Source organism: Microbacterium sp. GXF0217, assembly GCF_054798195.1.
The window spans coordinates 56,622-73,424 of record NZ_JBSJZG010000009.1 but is presented as its reverse complement, the minus strand read 5'-3'; the positions used below and the strand labels follow the sequence as shown (position 1 = coordinate 73,424).

17 protein-coding genes are annotated in these 16,803 nt (G+C 67.1%); all 17 read left to right on the top strand.

Features of this window, described 5'->3' with window-relative positions:
- Positions 1 to 174: 174 nt before the first annotated feature.
- The 17 genes from ACWAT3_RS16155 to rplF all read left to right on the top strand — a co-directional run bounded on the left by ACWAT3_RS16155 (position 175) and on the right by rplF (position 16,801).
- Entirely contained in the window at positions 175 to 8,322 is an 8,148-nt protein-coding gene (locus ACWAT3_RS16155; RefSeq protein ID WP_460800042.1) for a DUF5979 domain-containing protein, read from the top strand.
- A gap of 738 nt (positions 8,323 to 9,060) precedes the next feature.
- Positions 9,061 to 9,369: a 30S ribosomal protein S10 gene (gene rpsJ / locus ACWAT3_RS16150; protein WP_017201594.1), complete on the top strand. Its 309-nt coding sequence runs from the start codon at positions 9,061 to 9,063 to the stop codon at positions 9,367 to 9,369.
- A gap of 8 nt (positions 9,370 to 9,377) precedes the next feature.
- Positions 9,378 to 10,037, top strand: coding sequence for a 50S ribosomal protein L3 (gene rplC / locus ACWAT3_RS16145; protein ID WP_264156988.1), 660 nt, complete (start codon positions 9,378 to 9,380; stop codon positions 10,035 to 10,037).
- 2 nt (positions 10,038 to 10,039) lie between these two features.
- Entirely contained in the window at positions 10,040 to 10,702 is a 663-nt protein-coding gene (rplD, locus tag ACWAT3_RS16140) for a 50S ribosomal protein L4 (RefSeq protein ID WP_376180642.1), read from the top strand.
- A complete protein-coding gene (rplW, locus tag ACWAT3_RS16135; protein WP_429458591.1) occupies positions 10,699 to 11,022 on the top strand; it encodes a 50S ribosomal protein L23 in 324 nt (107 codons plus the stop codon). The genes rplD and rplW overlap by 4 nt, the downstream gene beginning before the upstream one ends.
- Before the next feature lie 20 nt (positions 11,023 to 11,042).
- Positions 11,043 to 11,882 (top strand): 50S ribosomal protein L2, encoded by an 840-nt coding sequence (gene rplB / locus ACWAT3_RS16130; protein ID WP_460800040.1) that lies wholly within the window; start codon positions 11,043 to 11,045, stop codon positions 11,880 to 11,882.
- A 12-nt stretch (positions 11,883 to 11,894) separates the two neighbouring features.
- Positions 11,895 to 12,176 (top strand): 30S ribosomal protein S19, encoded by a 282-nt coding sequence (gene rpsS / locus ACWAT3_RS16125; RefSeq protein WP_018171448.1) that lies wholly within the window; start codon positions 11,895 to 11,897, stop codon positions 12,174 to 12,176.
- A gap of 25 nt (positions 12,177 to 12,201) precedes the next feature.
- The gene (gene rplV, locus ACWAT3_RS16120) at positions 12,202 to 12,600 is read left to right on the top strand and encodes a 50S ribosomal protein L22 (protein ID WP_194421677.1); all 399 of its coding nucleotides are present in this window, start codon (positions 12,202 to 12,204) and stop codon (positions 12,598 to 12,600) included.
- Positions 12,600 to 13,358 carry a 30S ribosomal protein S3 gene (rpsC, locus tag ACWAT3_RS16115; protein ID WP_264156992.1) on the top strand — a complete coding sequence of 253 codons (759 nt, stop codon included), beginning with the start codon at positions 12,600 to 12,602 and terminating at the stop codon, positions 13,356 to 13,358. The genes rplV and rpsC overlap by 1 nt, the downstream gene beginning before the upstream one ends.
- Positions 13,358 to 13,777, top strand: coding sequence for a 50S ribosomal protein L16 (gene rplP / locus ACWAT3_RS16110; protein WP_460800038.1), 420 nt, complete (start codon positions 13,358 to 13,360; stop codon positions 13,775 to 13,777). Before rpsC ends, rplP begins: the two co-directional genes overlap by 1 nt.
- Positions 13,777 to 14,091 carry a 50S ribosomal protein L29 gene (rpmC, locus tag ACWAT3_RS16105; RefSeq protein ID WP_429458594.1) on the top strand — a complete coding sequence of 105 codons (315 nt, stop codon included), beginning with the start codon at positions 13,777 to 13,779 and terminating at the stop codon, positions 14,089 to 14,091. The genes rplP and rpmC overlap by 1 nt, the downstream gene beginning before the upstream one ends.
- Positions 14,091 to 14,408, top strand: a complete 318-nt coding sequence (gene rpsQ, locus ACWAT3_RS16100) for a 30S ribosomal protein S17 (RefSeq protein ID WP_460800037.1) — start codon at positions 14,091 to 14,093, stop codon at positions 14,406 to 14,408. Before rpmC ends, rpsQ begins: the two co-directional genes overlap by 1 nt.
- Complete coding sequence (gene rplN / locus ACWAT3_RS16095) at positions 14,405 to 14,773, top strand: 50S ribosomal protein L14 (RefSeq protein WP_025102399.1); 369 nt, start codon at positions 14,405 to 14,407, stop codon at positions 14,771 to 14,773. Before rpsQ ends, rplN begins: the two co-directional genes overlap by 4 nt.
- Before the next feature lie 2 nt (positions 14,774 to 14,775).
- Positions 14,776 to 15,135: a 50S ribosomal protein L24 gene (gene rplX, locus ACWAT3_RS16090; RefSeq protein WP_460800035.1), complete on the top strand. Its 360-nt coding sequence runs from the start codon at positions 14,776 to 14,778 to the stop codon at positions 15,133 to 15,135.
- On the top strand, positions 15,135 to 15,725 hold the full coding sequence (gene rplE / locus ACWAT3_RS16085; protein ID WP_460800033.1) for a 50S ribosomal protein L5: 591 nt from the start codon (positions 15,135 to 15,137) through the stop codon (positions 15,723 to 15,725). Before rplX ends, rplE begins: the two co-directional genes overlap by 1 nt.
- 134 nt (positions 15,726 to 15,859) lie before the next feature.
- Positions 15,860 to 16,258, top strand: coding sequence for a 30S ribosomal protein S8 (rpsH, locus tag ACWAT3_RS16080; protein WP_376180653.1), 399 nt, complete (start codon positions 15,860 to 15,862; stop codon positions 16,256 to 16,258).
- A gap of 6 nt (positions 16,259 to 16,264) precedes the next feature.
- A complete protein-coding gene (gene rplF, locus ACWAT3_RS16075; protein ID WP_460800032.1) occupies positions 16,265 to 16,801 on the top strand; it encodes a 50S ribosomal protein L6 in 537 nt (178 codons plus the stop codon).
- Positions 16,802 to 16,803: the final 2 nt, after the last annotated feature.

The window sequence follows — 16,803 nt, the reverse complement described above, 5'->3', positions numbered from 1 at the left end:
ACCCCCGAAGCGCCTCCGCAGCCGAACGGTTGCGGAGGCGCTTCGCCGTTTTCGGCGCGAACTCGCCCGTTTCGAACGAGAGGGCCTTTACCCGTTCAGCGTTCGTTCAGTAGGTTCATAGACGGAGGGGGGCTCCGCCGGCGCTCCCTCATCGAACGCACGGAGAGTCACAGCATGTCGTCGAACGCAGCGAAGACCACCAGGTCGCCCCTCCTCCGAATCGTCGTCGCGGTCGCCGCGGCCTTCGCCTTCATCCTCGCGGGGCTCGTCGTGCCGACCGCCGCACAAGCGGCGGAGTCGGCCATCACGATCGACAAGCAGGTCGACGGGCTCGATCTGCAGGACGGGCTGGCACCCGGCGACGAGTTCATTTACACGGTCGACCTCGCATGCTTCGACGCCGACTGCCAGAACGTCGTCCTGACTGACACGCTGCCGGCCGAGCTCGCCGGCTTCGAGATCGTGGGCGCGACCTACACGCCGACGACTGTTCCGCTGACCCTCACGAGCGAAGGATGCGTTGAGGATGGAGCAGGCAACCCCGTCGAAGTCAGCGATTCGTGCACGTACGAAGTGGACTTCCAGCAGCCGATCGACGACGGCGCTGGCGAGGGGCTGGCCGCGGGCGGAACACTGAAGCTCAGCCTCGCGCTGCAAGTCCCTGCGGATCTGCCCGCCGACTGGGAGTACAACACCGATCAGGTCACCAACACCGCCAGCACCACGTGGGACAACGGGCCGGGCGAGGTGCCGACCACGATCACGGACTCCGCCGACGTCATCGTCACCGTTCCGACGACGGTCGCGGTCGAGGCATCCAAGTCCTGGGAGCCTGCGTCGCAGCAGTTCGAACCTGGCGTGGAGTCGACCATCACCATCGGTGCGCAGAACCAGTCGAACCTCTCCGGCGACTCCCTCGTCATCCAGGAACCCACCAGCGCCGTCGACGGCGCGAACTCTCTCGGCGCCGACAACCCCTTCCGCATCGTCGACTTCGCCGGCTTCGCGTCCACGACCCTCCCGCCGGACGCCACCACCGTCCAGGTCGACGCATACGTGTACGACGAAGGGACGGGCACCTGGAGCTGGGTGTCCGGCACCCCGGCGGCGGCCCCCGCACTGCCCGACGGCGTCGAACCCGCAGAGGTCGGCGGAATCCGGCTCACCTATGCAGGCGGGACGATCGAGGCGGATGCCGCGGCATCCACCGCCTTCGCCGTCGAACAGCGCTCGACCGACCGCAACGATGGCTCGAGCCTGAACACTGGTTCCGCCGTCACCAACGCGATCACCTCGACCGTCAACGCCGACGGCCAGTCCGCGAGCGACACGGCGGAAGCGCCGTACACGATCGGCGCGCTGACCGTCGATGTCGGTGCCGACAAGACGATCACCCCGGCCGAACTGGCCGCCGGGGGAGAGTCGACCGCGCAGCTCGTCGTCCGCAACGACTCCAACGGCCCAGTGCAGACCATGACGGTGTCCGAGCAGGGCTTCTTCGACGCCGACATGGTGTTCGGCGGGTTCCCCACCGGCATCGCATACCCGGCAGGCGCGACCGCGGCCACCATCACCTGGTATGTGGACGGAGTGGCGCAGACGCCGGTGCCGTTCGCGAACGGCGAGGCGCCGGTCGCGCCGGCCGGCGTCATCACCGGGTTCGACATCGTCTTCACCGGTGACATCGAAGCGGGCGCCGCAGCCACCTTCGACGTCACCATCCTGCCCGCCGTGACCTTGGTCAGCGAGGACGAGCCGACGGCCACCCGCACCAACACGATCGACGTCACCGCCGAGAACGCGGTCGGGCAGGCGACGGACGAGGCAGAAGCTCCGATCGCGGTGTACTTTCCCGAGATCAGCATCGCGCTCCAGAAGAACATCAGCCCCGGCGGCGCCGTCGAGCCCGGCACCAGCGTCGTCGCGGGGCTCACCGCCACGACCGGTTCCGGTGTCGCGCAGGTCTCGCCGACCCAGATCGTCGTCGAGGATTCCTGGCGTGATGACCAGAGCGACGACTTCTGGAATGCCTTCGACATCGCCGGAATCGCTCCCACACAGGTGCCCGCGAACACCACCCTCACGATCGTCTACTGGACCGCGGACGGAGTCGAGAAGACGCTGACGACCGCCGGTCCCCAGGACACGGCGTTCGTGTTCCAGATGAGCCGCGCCGAGATGGCGGCCGCGCTCACCGCGCCGGACACGCTCTCCGACGTCACCGGCATCCGCTTCGTCTTCGACAACCCGGACGGCTTCCCCCAGGGCTTCAGCGTGCAGCCGAACGTCGTCTTCGATGCACGCAGCGATTTGCGCGACGGCAGCGGGCCGACCGACACGCGAGACGAGCCGGAGGACGACGCGGCCGCCCAGCAGCCGACGGTCTACGAGGATGAGGCGACCGCGCAGAGCAGCGCCGACGTCGACGGGCTCCCGGACGGCATCACCAGCGACATCGTCGATGCGACCGACACGATCGGCATCCAGATCCCCGCGCTTGGCGAGGGACCGCTCGGCGTGGACAAGCGCTGGGTCGACAGCGACGACAAGACCACCGACGTCGACCTGCTGGACGCCCAGTCCGGCGACATCGTCTCGACCAGGAACGAATGGCGCATCGGCACCCCCGGCATCCAGCAGCTGACGCTCAGCGACCCGGCGACGGAGGACGGCACGGACCCCGCGCCCGCGGCCGAGACCGTGTTCCAGGCGTTCGACCTGCTGAGCGTCGACCCGATCACGCTGGCCGACGATCCGCTACTGGCCTGGGACGACATCACCGAGGTCCGTCTGTTCGTCGACGGAGCCTGGGTGGTCGTCCCCGCACCGGACGGCACCTGGATGGCCGCCGACGGCGGCTTCAAGGGACACGTTCTGACCCCGGAGCAGTCCGCCGGGACGACCGGCGTCGCGCTGGTCTACACGCCGGATGACGCGGCCCGTGCGGCCAGTGCCGACCCGACCCGCCCCGAACCGGGCTCGGGTCTGGCGACCTCTGCCATCGGCCAGTACCGTCCCAGCTTCCTCACCTGGCAGCTGCGCAACGTCGTGCGCGACGACACCGGTCTCGACTCGCCCTGGGCGACCGCGGATCAGCACTTCAACGACGACGTGGACGGCACGATCTGGAACACGGTGCGCGGGGACTACGTCTCGGACGCCGGCAACGGGTCGGACAGCGATCAGGACAACATCGCGCTGATCGATCAGCCGCCGCTCGTCGACGTCACCAAGACCGCTGACCCCGCGACGCTGACGATCCCGGAGTCGGCGGACGTCGACCCGGCGAACTATCCGACGACGACCTTCACGATCGTTGCCGAGAACGGGAGCACGGCGCGCGCATCGTACGTGCGGGTCACCGATCCGATCACGTGCGCGCCGGGATCGATCGGAGACTGCGTCAGCGATCCGGATGCCTGGGATGCCGATCCGTTCGACGGCGCCTCCTACGACGCCGACACGAACCCCTATGAGCGGCTCAACGTCCTCTCGCTCGCCTTCGCGCACCCCGCCGAGGTCGATCCGGCAGCGTCCACGGTGACCCTGTGGGACCGCGCCGAGGACGGCTCGCTCTCCACGCGCACCCTGTCGATCACGGATGCCGCCGCCCTCGCCGAGGGCGATCTCGCCACGGTGGTGGGCGTGAGCGCCGTGTTCCAGGGCACCGATCCCGAGACGAACGGCGGCCTCATCGAGCAGGGCGACGATCTCACGATCACGATTCAGACGCGCGTGCGCCAGTACGAGCGCAGCGACGCGGGCCAGCTCGTCGCACCGGGCACCGTCGACAACGACGTGATCGCCCAGTCGTACGACCCGGTGCTGACCCCGAGCGGTCAGGCATCGACGCCGTTCGACCAGGCCGACGCCTCCGTGCAGCTTCTGGTCGCCATGCTCGACGCGACGCTGACCAAGACGATCGCGCCCGAGACGCTGCTCGAACCTCAGCTGGGCGATCCTGTCGCCGTCACGCTGGATGCCACCGACGGCGAATCGACGGCGGCGACCCACCAGGTCACGATCACCGACGACGCCGCCGCCTTCTGGAACGGCGTCCGCCTCGCAGACACGTCGAACCTCGCGGCGACGCTGCCCGCAGGCGCCGACCAGGTGCGCATCGACGCGCTCATCGGCTCCGAGTGGGTCGAGGGCGCCTTCGGTCCGACCGCGGAGCTGCCGGGCGTCGACCCGACAGCGGTCGTGGGCCTGCGCGCCGTGTTCTCGAACTCGTCGGGAGACGTGCTCTCGCACGCCAACCCGCCGGCCGACTGGACCGCGCAGCTGCGCTTCGACGTGCAGGTGCTCACCACCCAGCGTGACGGCACCGAACTCGCGCCGCCGGCGACGATCCCCAACGAGGCTTCGATCGTGAGCGAGCGCACGGACGGGCGCTACGCCCCGGCGGATGACGACGCGCAGGCGTCGCTGAACGTCGAACCGGGCACGCACACGATCGACGTCGTCAAGACGCAGCCGGGATCGAGCCACATCGTCGGCATCGGATCGTCGTTGCCGTGGACCCTGACGTTCACGAACACCGGCACCGGGTACCTGACGATCGACGAGCTCGTCGACACGCTCCCCGACTACCTCGAGTGGGACTTCTCCGAGCCGACCTACGCGACCAGTGACGGCGGCACGCTGTCGACCGACGTCACTGCGGCCGCCGACGAGACCGGGAAGATCATCACGTTCACCTGGCCGGACGGTGGACAGCAGATGTCTCCGGGCGAGTCGTTCACGATCACGATCAACCTGACCCTGCTTCCCGGTCTCGGGCTCGAGGAGTTCACCACGAACTCGTTCGTGGTGACCGCGGCGGAAGAGCTGTCGTCCTGCACCAACACCTCCGGCAACGGGCAGGGCACGGTCGACGGCCTCGAGACGAACCAGTGCGGCACGACGAACTTCGTGCAGCCGGCCCCCGGCGGTGCGCTCTCGGCCAGCAAGTGGGTCAAGGGCGAGATCGACGGCGTGCTCGTCGACGGCCAGGTCAACCCGACCAACCCTGCCCAGGCGTGCCCGCTCGACGCGGACAGCTACACGCGCATGCCGTGCGCCGCCTACACGGCCGTCGGCGCGACGGATGACTGGAAGGTGTCGGTGCTCAACGCCGGCACGGTCGGCTTCCCGACGATCTCGATCGTCGATCCGCTCCCGCAGCCCGGCGATCGGATGCTGGCGACGGGCGCCGCGCGCAACTCGACGTTCAAGAACGTCCTGCTGCCGGAGTCGCTGCTGACGAACTCCCTCCCCGAGGGCGCCGTCGTGTCGCTCGACGTCACCACGTCCGCCGCGCCGTGCTACGGCAGCGGAAGCGGATCCGCATGGTTCGGCGACCTGCTCTGCGACACCACGGCCGAGTGGGTCGGTGCCACCGAGTACGCCGGGCCCTGGGAAGCGGTGACCGGCATGCGCGTCACCATCGACTTCTCGGCGACGGCCTCCGGCGTGTTCGGACCCGGCGATCGCCTCGGCCTGCACTACCAGACCCGGAACACTCCGGCATCCGCCGACTTCCCGACCCTCGCACCCATCGCGGTGCCGGACGCCGGCGGCTTCGCGTGGAACCAGATCGGAGCCGTCGGGACGGACGGCGCCGGCGCCGAGTACTCGGTGGCGCCCGTCCAGGCCGGCGTCACGCTGCTGCACGGCGATCTGGGGCTGCAGAAGGTCATCGAAGGCGCGACGGATCTCGCACCGGATGCGTTCACGTTCACCGTCTCCTGCACCGTGGCCGGCGTTCCGCTGACGCTGCCGGACGGGGGAGTGGTGACGCTCACCGCCGAAGCCGACTACGCGTCGCGCATCGACGGTCTCCCGCTCGGCACGGTCTGCGACGTCGCAGAATCGGGTGAGGACGGCAGCTACGGCGAGATCGACCGTTCCGAGCCGCAGCAGATCACGATCACGACTCCCGCGACGGAGGACGGTGAGATCCCTGAGGCGCAGACCGCGTCGTTGACCAACACCTTCCAGTACGTGGACGTGTCGGTCACCAAGACGGTCGACACGGATGCGGCGGCTGGGTCGTTCGGTCCGTTCGACTACACGCTCACCTGCACCGGGCCTCTCGGCGATGACGTCGTCTGGGAGGACGGCGGCACGGAGCTGGCGTTCACGATCGAGGACGGCGAGACCTTCACCGCCCCGGAGGACACCATCCCGGCGAACTCGACCTGCCTCGTCACCGAGGTCGACGCCGACGGCGCGGACGGCGTGGTCGTCGTCGGCACGGGAGTCATCGACAACGGCGACGGCAGCGCGACGGTCGAGGTCGGCACAACCGGCTCCGAGGTCTCCTTCACGAACAGCTATGACACCGGCATCCTGACCGTCGTGAAGAACGTCACCGGCTCAGGAGCCGAGCAGTTCGGCGCTGGACCGTTCGAGTTCACGGCGGTGTGCACCTACCAGGACGAGACGCTGCTGGATGAGACGTTCGAGCTGGACCCGAGCGCGCAGCGCACGTTCGGCCCGTACCCGACCGGCACCGAGTGCGCGGTCGCCGAGACCGACGACGCCGGCGCCACCAGCGCCGTGCTCGATCCGCAGGACGGCGTGGTCGTCCTGGGCGAGGGCGCGGATCCCGCCTGGACCGTCACGGCGACGAACACGTTCGTGTCCGGCATCCTCACCGTCGTCAAGAACGTGGATGGCGACGGTGCCGCCCAGTACGGGGCCGGCCCGTTCGCCTTCACCGCGGTCTGCACGCTCGAGGGCGAGACGCTGCTGGACGAGGAGTTCGAGCTCGCCGCGAACACGCAGACCACGTTCGGGCCGTACCCGGCCGGTACGGAATGCGCGGTGACGGAAACCGATGAGGCCGGCGCGACGGACGCGACGCTCTCACCGGCCGACGGCACCGTCGTGATCGGGGACGGTGCGGCCCCCGGGTGGACGGTGACGGCGACGAACACCTTCGACGTCGGCATCCTGACCGTGGTCAAGAACGTGGACGGACCCGGAGCCGAGCAGTACGGCGGCGGTCCCTTCGTCTTCACCGCGGTCTGCACGTACGAGGGTGAGACGCTGCTGGACGAGACGTTCGATCTCGGTCCGAACGCCGAGGCGACGTTCGGACCGTACCCGACCGGCACCGAGTGCATCGTCGCCGAGACAGACGACGCGGGCGCGACGGAATCGGCGCTCTCGCCGGCCGACGGAGCGGTCGTGATCGGCAGCGGCACCTCGCCAGAATGGACGGTCACGGCCACGAACACCTTCGAGACCGGCATCCTGAGCGTGGTCAAGAACGTCGTCGGCGACGGGGCGGAGCTGTACGGCGCCGGGCCCTTCACCTTCACCGCAGTCTGCACCTATCAGGGGGAGACATACCTGGACGAGGAGTTCGAACTCGACGCCAACGCGACGGCGACGTTCGGCCCGTACCCGAACGGCAGCGAATGCGTCGTGGCTGAGACGGACGATGCCGGGGCGACGAGCTCGACCCTTTCGCCCGCCGATGGTGCGGTCGTGCTCGGCGACGGCGCGTCGCCCGAGTGGACGGTCACGGCGACCAACACGTTCGACGTCGGCCTCCTGACGGTCGTGAAGAACACCGAGGGCGACGGCGTCGAGCAGTGGGGTGCGGGTCCGTTCGGCTTCGAGGCGGTGTGCACCTACCAGGGCGAGACGCTGCTCGGCGAGCAGTTCGAGCTCGGTCCGGACGAGGAGCGCACGTTCGGCCCGTACCCGACCGGCACCGAGTGCACGGTCGACGAGACCGACGCCGCAGGCGCGACCGGTTCGACCCTCGCGCCCGCGGACGGCGTCGTCGTGATCGGAACCGGTACGGACCCGGCATCGGCGTCGATCGTGACCGCGACGAACACCTTCGACGTCACGTCGATCCTGGTCACCAAGACTCGGCTGGGCGACCTGGATGCCGAGGGCGCAGGCGGCCCGTTCACGGTGGAGCTGTCGTGCGTGCGACCCCTGGAGGGCCAGGACGTCCCGATCGAGATCCCCGGCGGCGCGACGCGCGAACTCAGCGCGGACGACGGCTACACGGCCTCGTACGAGGACCTGCCGGTCGACGCGACGTGCGCGCTCACCGAGACCGAGACCGGCGGTGCGGTGCGCACCATGACGGTGGTCACGGACGAGAGCGGCGCCTCGTTCACCGCGCCAGGCGTGACCGCGGACATCGCACTCGCCGATGCCGAGGGGCCGGTGAGCGTCGACGTGCGCAACGAGTTCGTCGAGGAGCTGCCCCGCACGGGTCTGGACGACACTCTCGCGCTGTGGCTGGCCATGCTGATTCTGCTCGGCGGCGGAGGGGCGCTCGTGCTGATCGCACGCCGCCGATCGGCCTGATCCTGACGCGCGCCTGATCGGATGAAGGGCCCTCTGCCGCAGAGGGCCCTTCATCCGCTACTATCGGGACAGCCGCCTGGGGATCTTGCGGCTGGGAATCGCGAAGGGGTTCGCGATCCCGAACCGCACGGCTCGTCCGTGCATACGACTGGGGAACGACTTTGGGGATCGATGCGTTCGTGACGCCTTCTGCGCGTCGCGCGCTGCCGACACGGCAGTCGATCCGCCGAGCCTCCGACGGGGATCAGGGCGCCCTTCCACGCCCGAATCCCCGCGTTCGGCGCGCCCCCTCGCGCTGAACGCATCCCCACGTGGGGCGAGGCATGGGGATGCCTCGCCCCACGGTCGTGGCTTCGGATGCAGGGCGCGACACGCCCGGGTTTGCAGAACCGAAATCAGTCATGGCAGAATGGGTGAGTTCCACATTCCGGGGGTGCGCTGTGCGCGCCGGTCGGATCACTACCAGGGCAGTGCATAGACGGCGCCTCTTCGTGAGGCAGCAGGGTTCTAGGCCGCGGGTAGAAGAACTCCCCGACACCTCTGCTGAGAGGTTCTGCCGTGCGCCGCGAGGAGCACGGACTGACAGAAGAACAGTGGTGCGCCCTTCGACAGGCCGGGACCGAGAGGTCACGAGTCCGAGAAGGCAAGTGCCGAGGCGTGAACAGCGCCATCGTGCGTCCAATGCCCCTGGGTCACCCGGCCCAGGACGGTAAGACGCTTAAAGAGAGTGAGCAGACAATGGCGGGACAGAAGATCCGCATTCGCCTGAAGTCGTATGACCACGAGGTCATCGACACGTCGGCGCGCAAGATCGTCGACACTGTGACCCGTGCGGGCGCAACCGTCGTCGGCCCCGTGCCGCTTCCGACCGAGAAGAACGTCGTGTGCGTCATCCGGTCGCCCCACAAGTACAAGGACAGCCGCGAGCACTTCGAGATGCGCACCCACAAGCGTCTGATCGACATCGTCGACCCGACGCCCAAGGCCGTCGACTCGCTGATGCGTCTCGACCTGCCGGCTGACGTCAACATCGAGATCAAGCTCTGAGGATCGACATGGCTGACATCAACGCAAAGATTTCCAAGGGTCTGCTGGGCACCAAGCTCGGCATGACGCAGGTGTGGGACGAGAACGGCAAGATCGTTCCCGTCACCGTCATCGAGCTCGCACCCAACGTGGTCACGCAGGTCCGCACCCCCGAGAAGGACGGCTACAACGCCGTTCAGATCGCCGCGGGCCAGATCGACCCCCGCAAGGTCAACAAGCCCCTCACCGCTCACTTCGAGGCCGCCGGCGTCACGCCGCGTCGCCACGTCACCGAGATCCGCACCGCGGATGCCGCTGACTACGCGCTCGGCCAGGAGCTCACGGTGGACGGTCTCTTCGAGGCCGGCCAGCTGGTCGACGTCGTCGGCACCAGCAAGGGCAAGGGCACCGCGGGTGTCATGAAGCGTCACAACTTCAAGGGTGTCTCCGCTTCGCACGGTGCGCACCGCAACCACCGCAAGCCCGGCTCCATCGGCGCATCGTCGACTCCGAGCCGCGTCTTCAAGGGCATGCGCATGGCCGGCCGTATGGGTGGCGAGCGCGTGACCGTCCTGAACCTCACGGTGCACGCCATCGACGCCGAGAAGGGACTCATGCTCGTCAAGGGCGCCGTCCCCGGTGCGCGTGGCCGCGTCGTCTACGTCCGCAACGCAGTGAAGGGTGCCTGAACATGGCTGACTCGACTCTCGCGCTCGACGTCCTGAAGGCCGACGGCAAGAAGGCCGGCTCCATCGAGCTGCCCGCCGAGCTCTTCGACGTCAAGACGAACATCCCGCTGATCCACCAGGTCGTCGTCGCACAGCTCGCCGCTGCGCGTCAGGGCACCCACTCGACCAAGCGTCGTGGTGAGGTCTCCGGTGCAGGCCGCAAGCCCTTCAAGCAGAAGGGTACGGGTAACGCCCGTCAGGGTTCCATCCGCGCGCCGCACATGACCGGTGGTGGCATCGTCCACGGTCCGAAGCCGCGCAACTACGCGCAGCGCACCCCCAAGAAGATGATCGCGGCCGCCCTGCTGGGCGCGCTGAGCGACCGCTTCCGCGGCGAGCGTCTGCACGCAGTCGAGACCTTCGGCATCGACTCCGCTCCTTCGACCAAGACCGCCGCGAGCCTGCTCGCTCAGGTCGCCGGTCCGAAGAACATCCTGGTCGTCACCCAGCGTGACGATGAGGTGACGCTGAAGTCCGTTCGCAACCTGCCGAACGTGCACTGGCTCACCTACGACCAGCTCAACGCCTACGACGTGCTCGTCTCCGACGACATCGTCTTCACCAAGGCCGCGCTCGAGGCGTTCATCGCTTCGAAGACCGGCGCAACCGAGGAGGTCTCGGCATGACCGAGCAGGCAACCGTCCTGACGACCGCTCTCAACAAGGACCCGCGCGACATCATCCTGAAGCCGGTCGTGTCCGAGAAGAGCTACTCGCTCATCGACGAAGGCAAGTACACCTTCCTCGTCGACCCGCGCGCCTCGAAGACGGAGATCAAGCTCGCCATCGAGAAGATCTTCAACGTCAAGGTCGCAGCGGTCAACACGATCAACCGCGTCGGCAAGGCCCGCCGCACCCGCTTCGGCACCGGTAAGCGCAAGGACACCAAGCGCGCCATCGTCACCCTGAAGTCGGGCACCATCGACATCTTCACGGCAATCGGCTGATCCGGGGGATAAGGACAATCATGGCTATTCGCAAGTACAAGCCCACGACCCCGGGTCGTCGCGGTTCGTCGGTGGCCGACTTCGCCGAGATCACCCGATCGACGCCTGAGAAGTCGCTGCTGCGTCCCCTGTCGAAGACCGGTGGCCGCAACAACCAGGGCCGCATCACGACCCGTCACATCGGTGGTGGCCACAAGCGCCAGTACCGCGTCATCGACTTCCGTCGCAATGACAAGGACGGCGTCAACGCCAAGGTCGCTCACATCGAGTACGACCCCAACCGCACCGCACGCATCGCACTGCTGCACTACTTCGACGGCGAGAAGCGCTACATCCTCGCGCCGAACAAGCTGAGCCAGGGCGACGTCATCGAGTCGGGCGCATCGGCTGACATCAAGCCGGGCAACAACCTGCCGCTGAAGAACATCCCCACCGGTACCGTGATCCACGCGATCGAGCTCCGCCCCGGCGGCGGCGCGAAGCTGGCACGTTCGGCCGGCACCTCGGTGCGTCTCGTCGCCAAGGATGGCCCCTACGCGCAGCTCCGTCTGCCGTCGGGTGAAATCCGCAACGTCGACGCGCGCTGCCGCGCCACCATCGGCGAGGTCGGCAACGCTGAGCAGTCGAACATCAACTGGGGCAAGGCCGGCCGCAAGCGCTGGAAGGGCGTCCGCCCGACCGTCCGCGGTGTCGCCATGAACCCGGTCGACCACCCGCACGGTGGTGGAGAGGGCAAGACGTCCGGTGGACGTCACCCCGTCACTCCTTGGGGCCAGGCTGAGGGTCGTACCCGCCACGCCAACAAGGAAAGCGACAAGTACATCGTGCGTCGTCGTAACGCCGGCAAGAAGCGCAAGTAGGAGTAAGAGAAGATGCCTCGCAGTCTTAAGAAGGGCCCCTTCGTCGACGAGCACCTGCTTCGCAAGGTGGTCGTGCAGAACGAAGCCGGCACGAAGAACGTCATCAAGACCTGGTCGCGACGCTCGATGATCATCCCGGCCATGCTGGGACACACCATCGCCGTCCACGACGGTCGCAAGCACATCCCCGTGTTCGTGACCGAGACCATGGTCGGTCACAAGCTGGGCGAGTTCGCGCCCACCCGCACCTTCCGCGGCCACGTGAAGGACGACAAGAAGGGCCGCCGCCGCTGACGCGGGGGCGATAGAGGAGAGAGAAATGGTGGAGTCCATCGCACGCGTGCGACACATCCGCGTGACCCCTCAGAAGGCTCGTCGTGTCGTCGCGCTCATCAAGGGCAAGCAGGCCCAGGAAGCTCTCGCGATCCTGAAGTTCGCACCGCAGAGCGCCAGTGAGCCGATCTACAAGCTTGTCGCGTCGGCTATCGCCAACGCACAGGTGAAGGCGGATCGCGACGGCGAGTACCTCGACGAGCAGGACCTGTACGTGGCTAACGCCTACGTCGACGAGGGCACGACGCTCAAGCGTTTCCGCCCCCGTGCACAGGGTCGCGCTTTCCAGATCAAGAAGCGCACGAGCCACATCACGGTCGTGCTCTCGACGCCGGAGGTCGCTGCTGCGGCCGAGGGCGACAGCAAGAAGAAGGCGAGCAAGTAATGGGACAGAAGGTAAACCCGTACGGCTTCCGCCTCGGTATCACCACCGACCACGTCTCGCGCTGGTTTTCTGACTCGACGAAGCCGGGTCAGCGCTACGCGGACTACGTCGCCGAGGACATCAAGATCCGCAACCTGCTCAAGACGCAGCTGGATCGTGCCGGCGTCAGCAACATCGAGATCGAGCGCACCCGCGACCGCGTGCGTGTGGACATCCACACCGCGCGTCCCGGCATCGTCATCGGTCGTCGTGGAGCTGAGGCCGAGCGCATCCGCGGCGACCTCGAGAAGCTCACCGGCAAGCAGATCCAGCTGAACATCCTCGAGGTCAAGAACCCCGAGGCCGACGCTCAGCTCGTCGCGCAGGGCATCGCCGAGCAGCTCTCTGCTCGTGTGGCGTTCCGTCGTGCGATGCGCAAGGGTCTGCAGGGCGCTCAGCGCGCCGGCGCCAAGGGCATCCGCATCCAGGTCTCCGGCCGTCTCGGCGGCGCCGAGATGAGCCGGTCGGAGTTCTACCGCGAGGGTCGTGTGCCGCTGCACACGCTGCGCGCGAACATCGACTACGGCTTCTACGAGGCCAAGACCACCTTCGGCCGCATCGGCGTGAAGGTCTGGATCTACAAGGGTGACCTCACCAACAAGGAACTCGCTCGCGAGCAGGCCAATGCGCCGAAGTCGCGCGGTCGTGACGACCGTGGTGGCGACCGTCGCCGTGGCCCCCGCAACGAGGCCCCCGTCGCAGAAGGAGCGTCTGCCTGATGCTTATTCCCCGTAAGGTCAAGTTCCGCAAGCAGCACCACCCGGGTCGCAGCGGCCAGGCAACCGGCGGCACGAAGGTCTCCTTCGGCGAGTACGGTATCCAGGCGCTGACCCCCGCTTACGTGACGAACCGTCAGATCGAGTCCGCTCGTATCGCGATGACCCGTCACATCAAGCGTGGTGGCAAGGTGTGGATCAACATCTACCCCGACCGTCCGCTCACGAAGAAGCCGGCCGAAACCCGCATGGGTTCCGGTAAGGGTTCCCCCGAGTGGTGGGTCGCAAACGTCAAGCCGGGTCGCGTCCTCTTCGAGGTCGCCGGTGTCAACGAGCAGCTTGCTCGTGAGGCGCTGACCCGTGCCATTCACAAGCTGCCGCTCAAGGCACGCATCATCAAGCGCGAGGAGGGCGACGCGTAATGGCGATCGGCACCAAGGAGCTCGCTCCCAGCGAGCTCGACACGTTCGAAGACCAGCGCCTCGTCGAGGAGCTGCGTAAGGCCAAGGAGGAGCTGTTCAACCTCCGTTTCCAGTCGGCCACCGGCCAGCTGGAGAGCCACGGCCGCATCCGCGCCGTCAAGCGCGACATCGCGCGCCTGTACACCGTGATCCGCGAGCGCGAGCTGGGCATCCGTGCGACGCCCGCTCCGGTCGAGGTCCCGGCGAAGAAGGCGTCCAAGGCAAAGGCGAAGAAGGCCGACACGGCTGACGCGCCGAAGGAGGAGGCCGAGTAATGGCTACCAAGAAGGAAGCCGCCGTCGAGGCTGAGCACGCTGCGCACGACGTGCGCGACGAGGATGCCCGCGGTTACCGCAAGGCTCGCCGTGGCTACGTCGTCAGCGACAAGATGGACAAGACCATCGTCGTCGAGGTCGAAGACCGCGTGAAGCACCCGCTGTACGGCAAGGTCATCCGCCGCACCTCCAAGGTGAAGGCGCACGACGAGGGCAACACCGCCGGCATCGGCGACCTGGTCCTCATCAACGAGACCCGGCCGCTCAGCGCCACCAAGCGCTGGCGTCTGGTTGAGATTCTGGAGAAGGCCAAGTGATTCAGCAGGAGTCCCGCCTCAAGGTCGCCGACAACACCGGCGCGAAGGAACTGCTCACCATCCGCGTTCTCGGCGGCTCGCGCCGTCGTTACGCCGGCCTCGGTGACACCATCGTCGCGACCGTCAAGGACGCGATCCCTGGCGGCAACGTGAAGAAGGGCGACGTCGTCAAGGCGGTCATCGTCCGTACCAAGAAGGAAACGCGTCGTCCCGACGGCTCGTACATCAAGTTCGACGAGAACGCCGCCGTGATCCTGAAGAACGACGGGGAGCCCCGCGGCACCCGTATCTTCGGACCGGTCGGTCGTGAGCTTCGTGACAAGAAGTTCATGAAGATCGTCTCGCTCGCCCCGGAGGTCATCTGATCATGGCGAACATCAAGAAGGGTGACCTGGTTCAGGTCATCACGGGCCGCAAGCAGGACAAGGGCGGCGACCGCGGCAAGCAGGGCAAGGTTCTCGAGGTCCTCGTGGCCGAGAACCGCGTCATCGTCGAGGGCGTCAACTACGTCACCAAGCACACGCGCGTCGGCCAGACGCAGCGCGGCACGAAGACGGGCGGCATCGAGACCATCGAGGCTCCCATCCACATCTCCAACGTCCAGGTCATCGACCCCTCGTCGAAGAAGCCGACTCGCGTCGGCCACCGCGTCGAGGAGCAGACCAAGGACGGCGTGAAGCGCACCGTCCGCGTGCGCTACGCGAAGAAGTCAGGTAAGGACCTCTGATGAGCACCGACACTGCCGCGCCGGCTGGCAAGATCCAGCCGCGCCTGAAGCAGAAGTACAAGGCCGAGATCCAGCAGAAGCTGCAGGACGAGTTCGGCTACGAGAACGTGATGCAGATCCCCGGCATCGTCAAGGTCGTCGTCAACACCGGTGTCGGTGAGGCTGCCCGCGACAGCAAGGTGATCGATGGGGCGGTCGACGACCTCACCAAGATCACCGGCCAGAAGCCGATCGTCACGAAGGCCCGCAAGTCCATCGCGCAGTTCAAGCTGCGCGAGGGACAGGCCATCGGTGCGCACGTCACCCTCCGTGGCGACCGTGCGTGGGAGTTCATCGACCGCCTGGTCTCGCTCGCACTGCCCCGTATCCGCGACTTCCGCGGCCTCTCGGGCAAGCAGTTCGACGGCAACGGCAACTACACCTTCGGTCTCCAGGAGCAGAGCGTGTTCCACGAGATCGATCAGGACAAGATCGACCGCGTTCGCGGCTTCGACATCACCGTGGTGACGTCGGCGAAGACGGATGACGAGGGTCGCGCTCTGCTGCGTCACCTCGGCTTCCCGTTCAAGACCGACGACGCCCAGGCGTGATCACCCTTCGACAGGCTCAGGGACCTTGGTCACTGAGCCTGTCGAAGTGCACGTACAATTGAAGATTGCGTGCTCATCGCAGGCCGTCTGTCGTGTAACGGCAGCCGGAACCTCATGATCGAAAGAAGAACACAATGACAATGACAGACCCGGTCGCAGACATGCTGACCCGTCTGCGCAACGCGAACTCGGCTCACCACGACTCCGTGACGCTTCCGTCGAGCAAGCTGAAGACGCACATCGCAGAGATCCTCCAGCAGGAGGGCTACATCTCCAGCTGGGAGGTCACCGACGCCCGCGTCGGCAAGAACCTCACGCTGTCGCTCAAGTACGGCCCGAACCGTGAGCGCTCCATCGCAGGCATCAAGCGTGTCTCGAAGCCCGGCCTCCGCGTGTACGCGAAGTCCACGGAGCTGCCCAAGGTCCTCGGCGGACTCGGCGTCGCCATCCTGTCCACCTCCTCCGGTCTTCTCACCGACCGCCAGGCTGAGCAGAAGGGCGTGGGCGGAGAAGTTCTCGCCTACGTGTGGTAATCCATCATGTCGCGTATTGGACGACTTCCCATCGAGATTCCCGCGGGCGTGACCATTTCGGTCGACGGTCGTGAGGTCGCGGTGAAGGGCCCCAAGGGTGAGCTCACCCTGACGGTGGCCAGCCCCATCGAGGTCGCGGTCGAGGAGAACCAGATTCTCGTCTCTCGTCCCGACGACGAGCGCGAGTCGCGGTCGCTTCACGGCCTGACCCGCACGCTCATCAACAACAACATCATCGGCGTCACCCAGGGCTACACCAAGGGCCTCGAGGTCGTCGGCACCGGTTACCGCGTGCAGCAGAAGGGCAGCTCGGTCGAGTTCGCTCTCGGCTTCTCGCACCCGGTCCTGATCGACCCGCCCGCCGGCATCACCCTGACGGTCGAGGGCAACAACAAGCTCACGGTCAGTGGCATCGACAAGCAGGCTGTCGGCGAGGCAGCTGCGAACATCCGCAAGATCCGCAAGCCTGAGCCGTACAAGGGCAAGGGTGTCCGCTACGCGGGCGAGGTCGTGCGTCGCAAGGCCGGAAAGAGTGGTAAGTAACC

Coding starts and splice junctions, on each gene's coding strand:
- ACWAT3_RS16155 (WP_460800042.1), top strand. CDS start 175: ATGTCGTCGAACGCAGCGAAGACCACCAGGTCGCCCCTCCTCCGAATC.
- rpsJ (WP_017201594.1), top strand. CDS start 9,061: ATGGCGGGACAGAAGATCCGCATTCGCCTGAAGTCGTATGACCACGAG.
- rplC (WP_264156988.1), top strand. CDS start 9,378: ATGGCTGACATCAACGCAAAGATTTCCAAGGGTCTGCTGGGCACCAAG.
- rplD (WP_376180642.1), top strand. CDS start 10,040: ATGGCTGACTCGACTCTCGCGCTCGACGTCCTGAAGGCCGACGGCAAG.
- rplW (WP_429458591.1), top strand. CDS start 10,699: ATGACCGAGCAGGCAACCGTCCTGACGACCGCTCTCAACAAGGACCCG.
- rplB (WP_460800040.1), top strand. CDS start 11,043: ATGGCTATTCGCAAGTACAAGCCCACGACCCCGGGTCGTCGCGGTTCG.
- rpsS (WP_018171448.1), top strand. CDS start 11,895: ATGCCTCGCAGTCTTAAGAAGGGCCCCTTCGTCGACGAGCACCTGCTT.
- rplV (WP_194421677.1), top strand. CDS start 12,202: ATGGTGGAGTCCATCGCACGCGTGCGACACATCCGCGTGACCCCTCAG.
- rpsC (WP_264156992.1), top strand. CDS start 12,600: ATGGGACAGAAGGTAAACCCGTACGGCTTCCGCCTCGGTATCACCACC.
- rplP (WP_460800038.1), top strand. CDS start 13,358: ATGCTTATTCCCCGTAAGGTCAAGTTCCGCAAGCAGCACCACCCGGGT.
- rpmC (WP_429458594.1), top strand. CDS start 13,777: ATGGCGATCGGCACCAAGGAGCTCGCTCCCAGCGAGCTCGACACGTTC.
- rpsQ (WP_460800037.1), top strand. CDS start 14,091: ATGGCTACCAAGAAGGAAGCCGCCGTCGAGGCTGAGCACGCTGCGCAC.
- rplX (WP_460800035.1), top strand. CDS start 14,776: ATGGCGAACATCAAGAAGGGTGACCTGGTTCAGGTCATCACGGGCCGC.
- rplE (WP_460800033.1), top strand. CDS start 15,135: ATGAGCACCGACACTGCCGCGCCGGCTGGCAAGATCCAGCCGCGCCTG.
- rpsH (WP_376180653.1), top strand. CDS start 15,860: ATGACAATGACAGACCCGGTCGCAGACATGCTGACCCGTCTGCGCAAC.
- rplF (WP_460800032.1), top strand. CDS start 16,265: ATGTCGCGTATTGGACGACTTCCCATCGAGATTCCCGCGGGCGTGACC.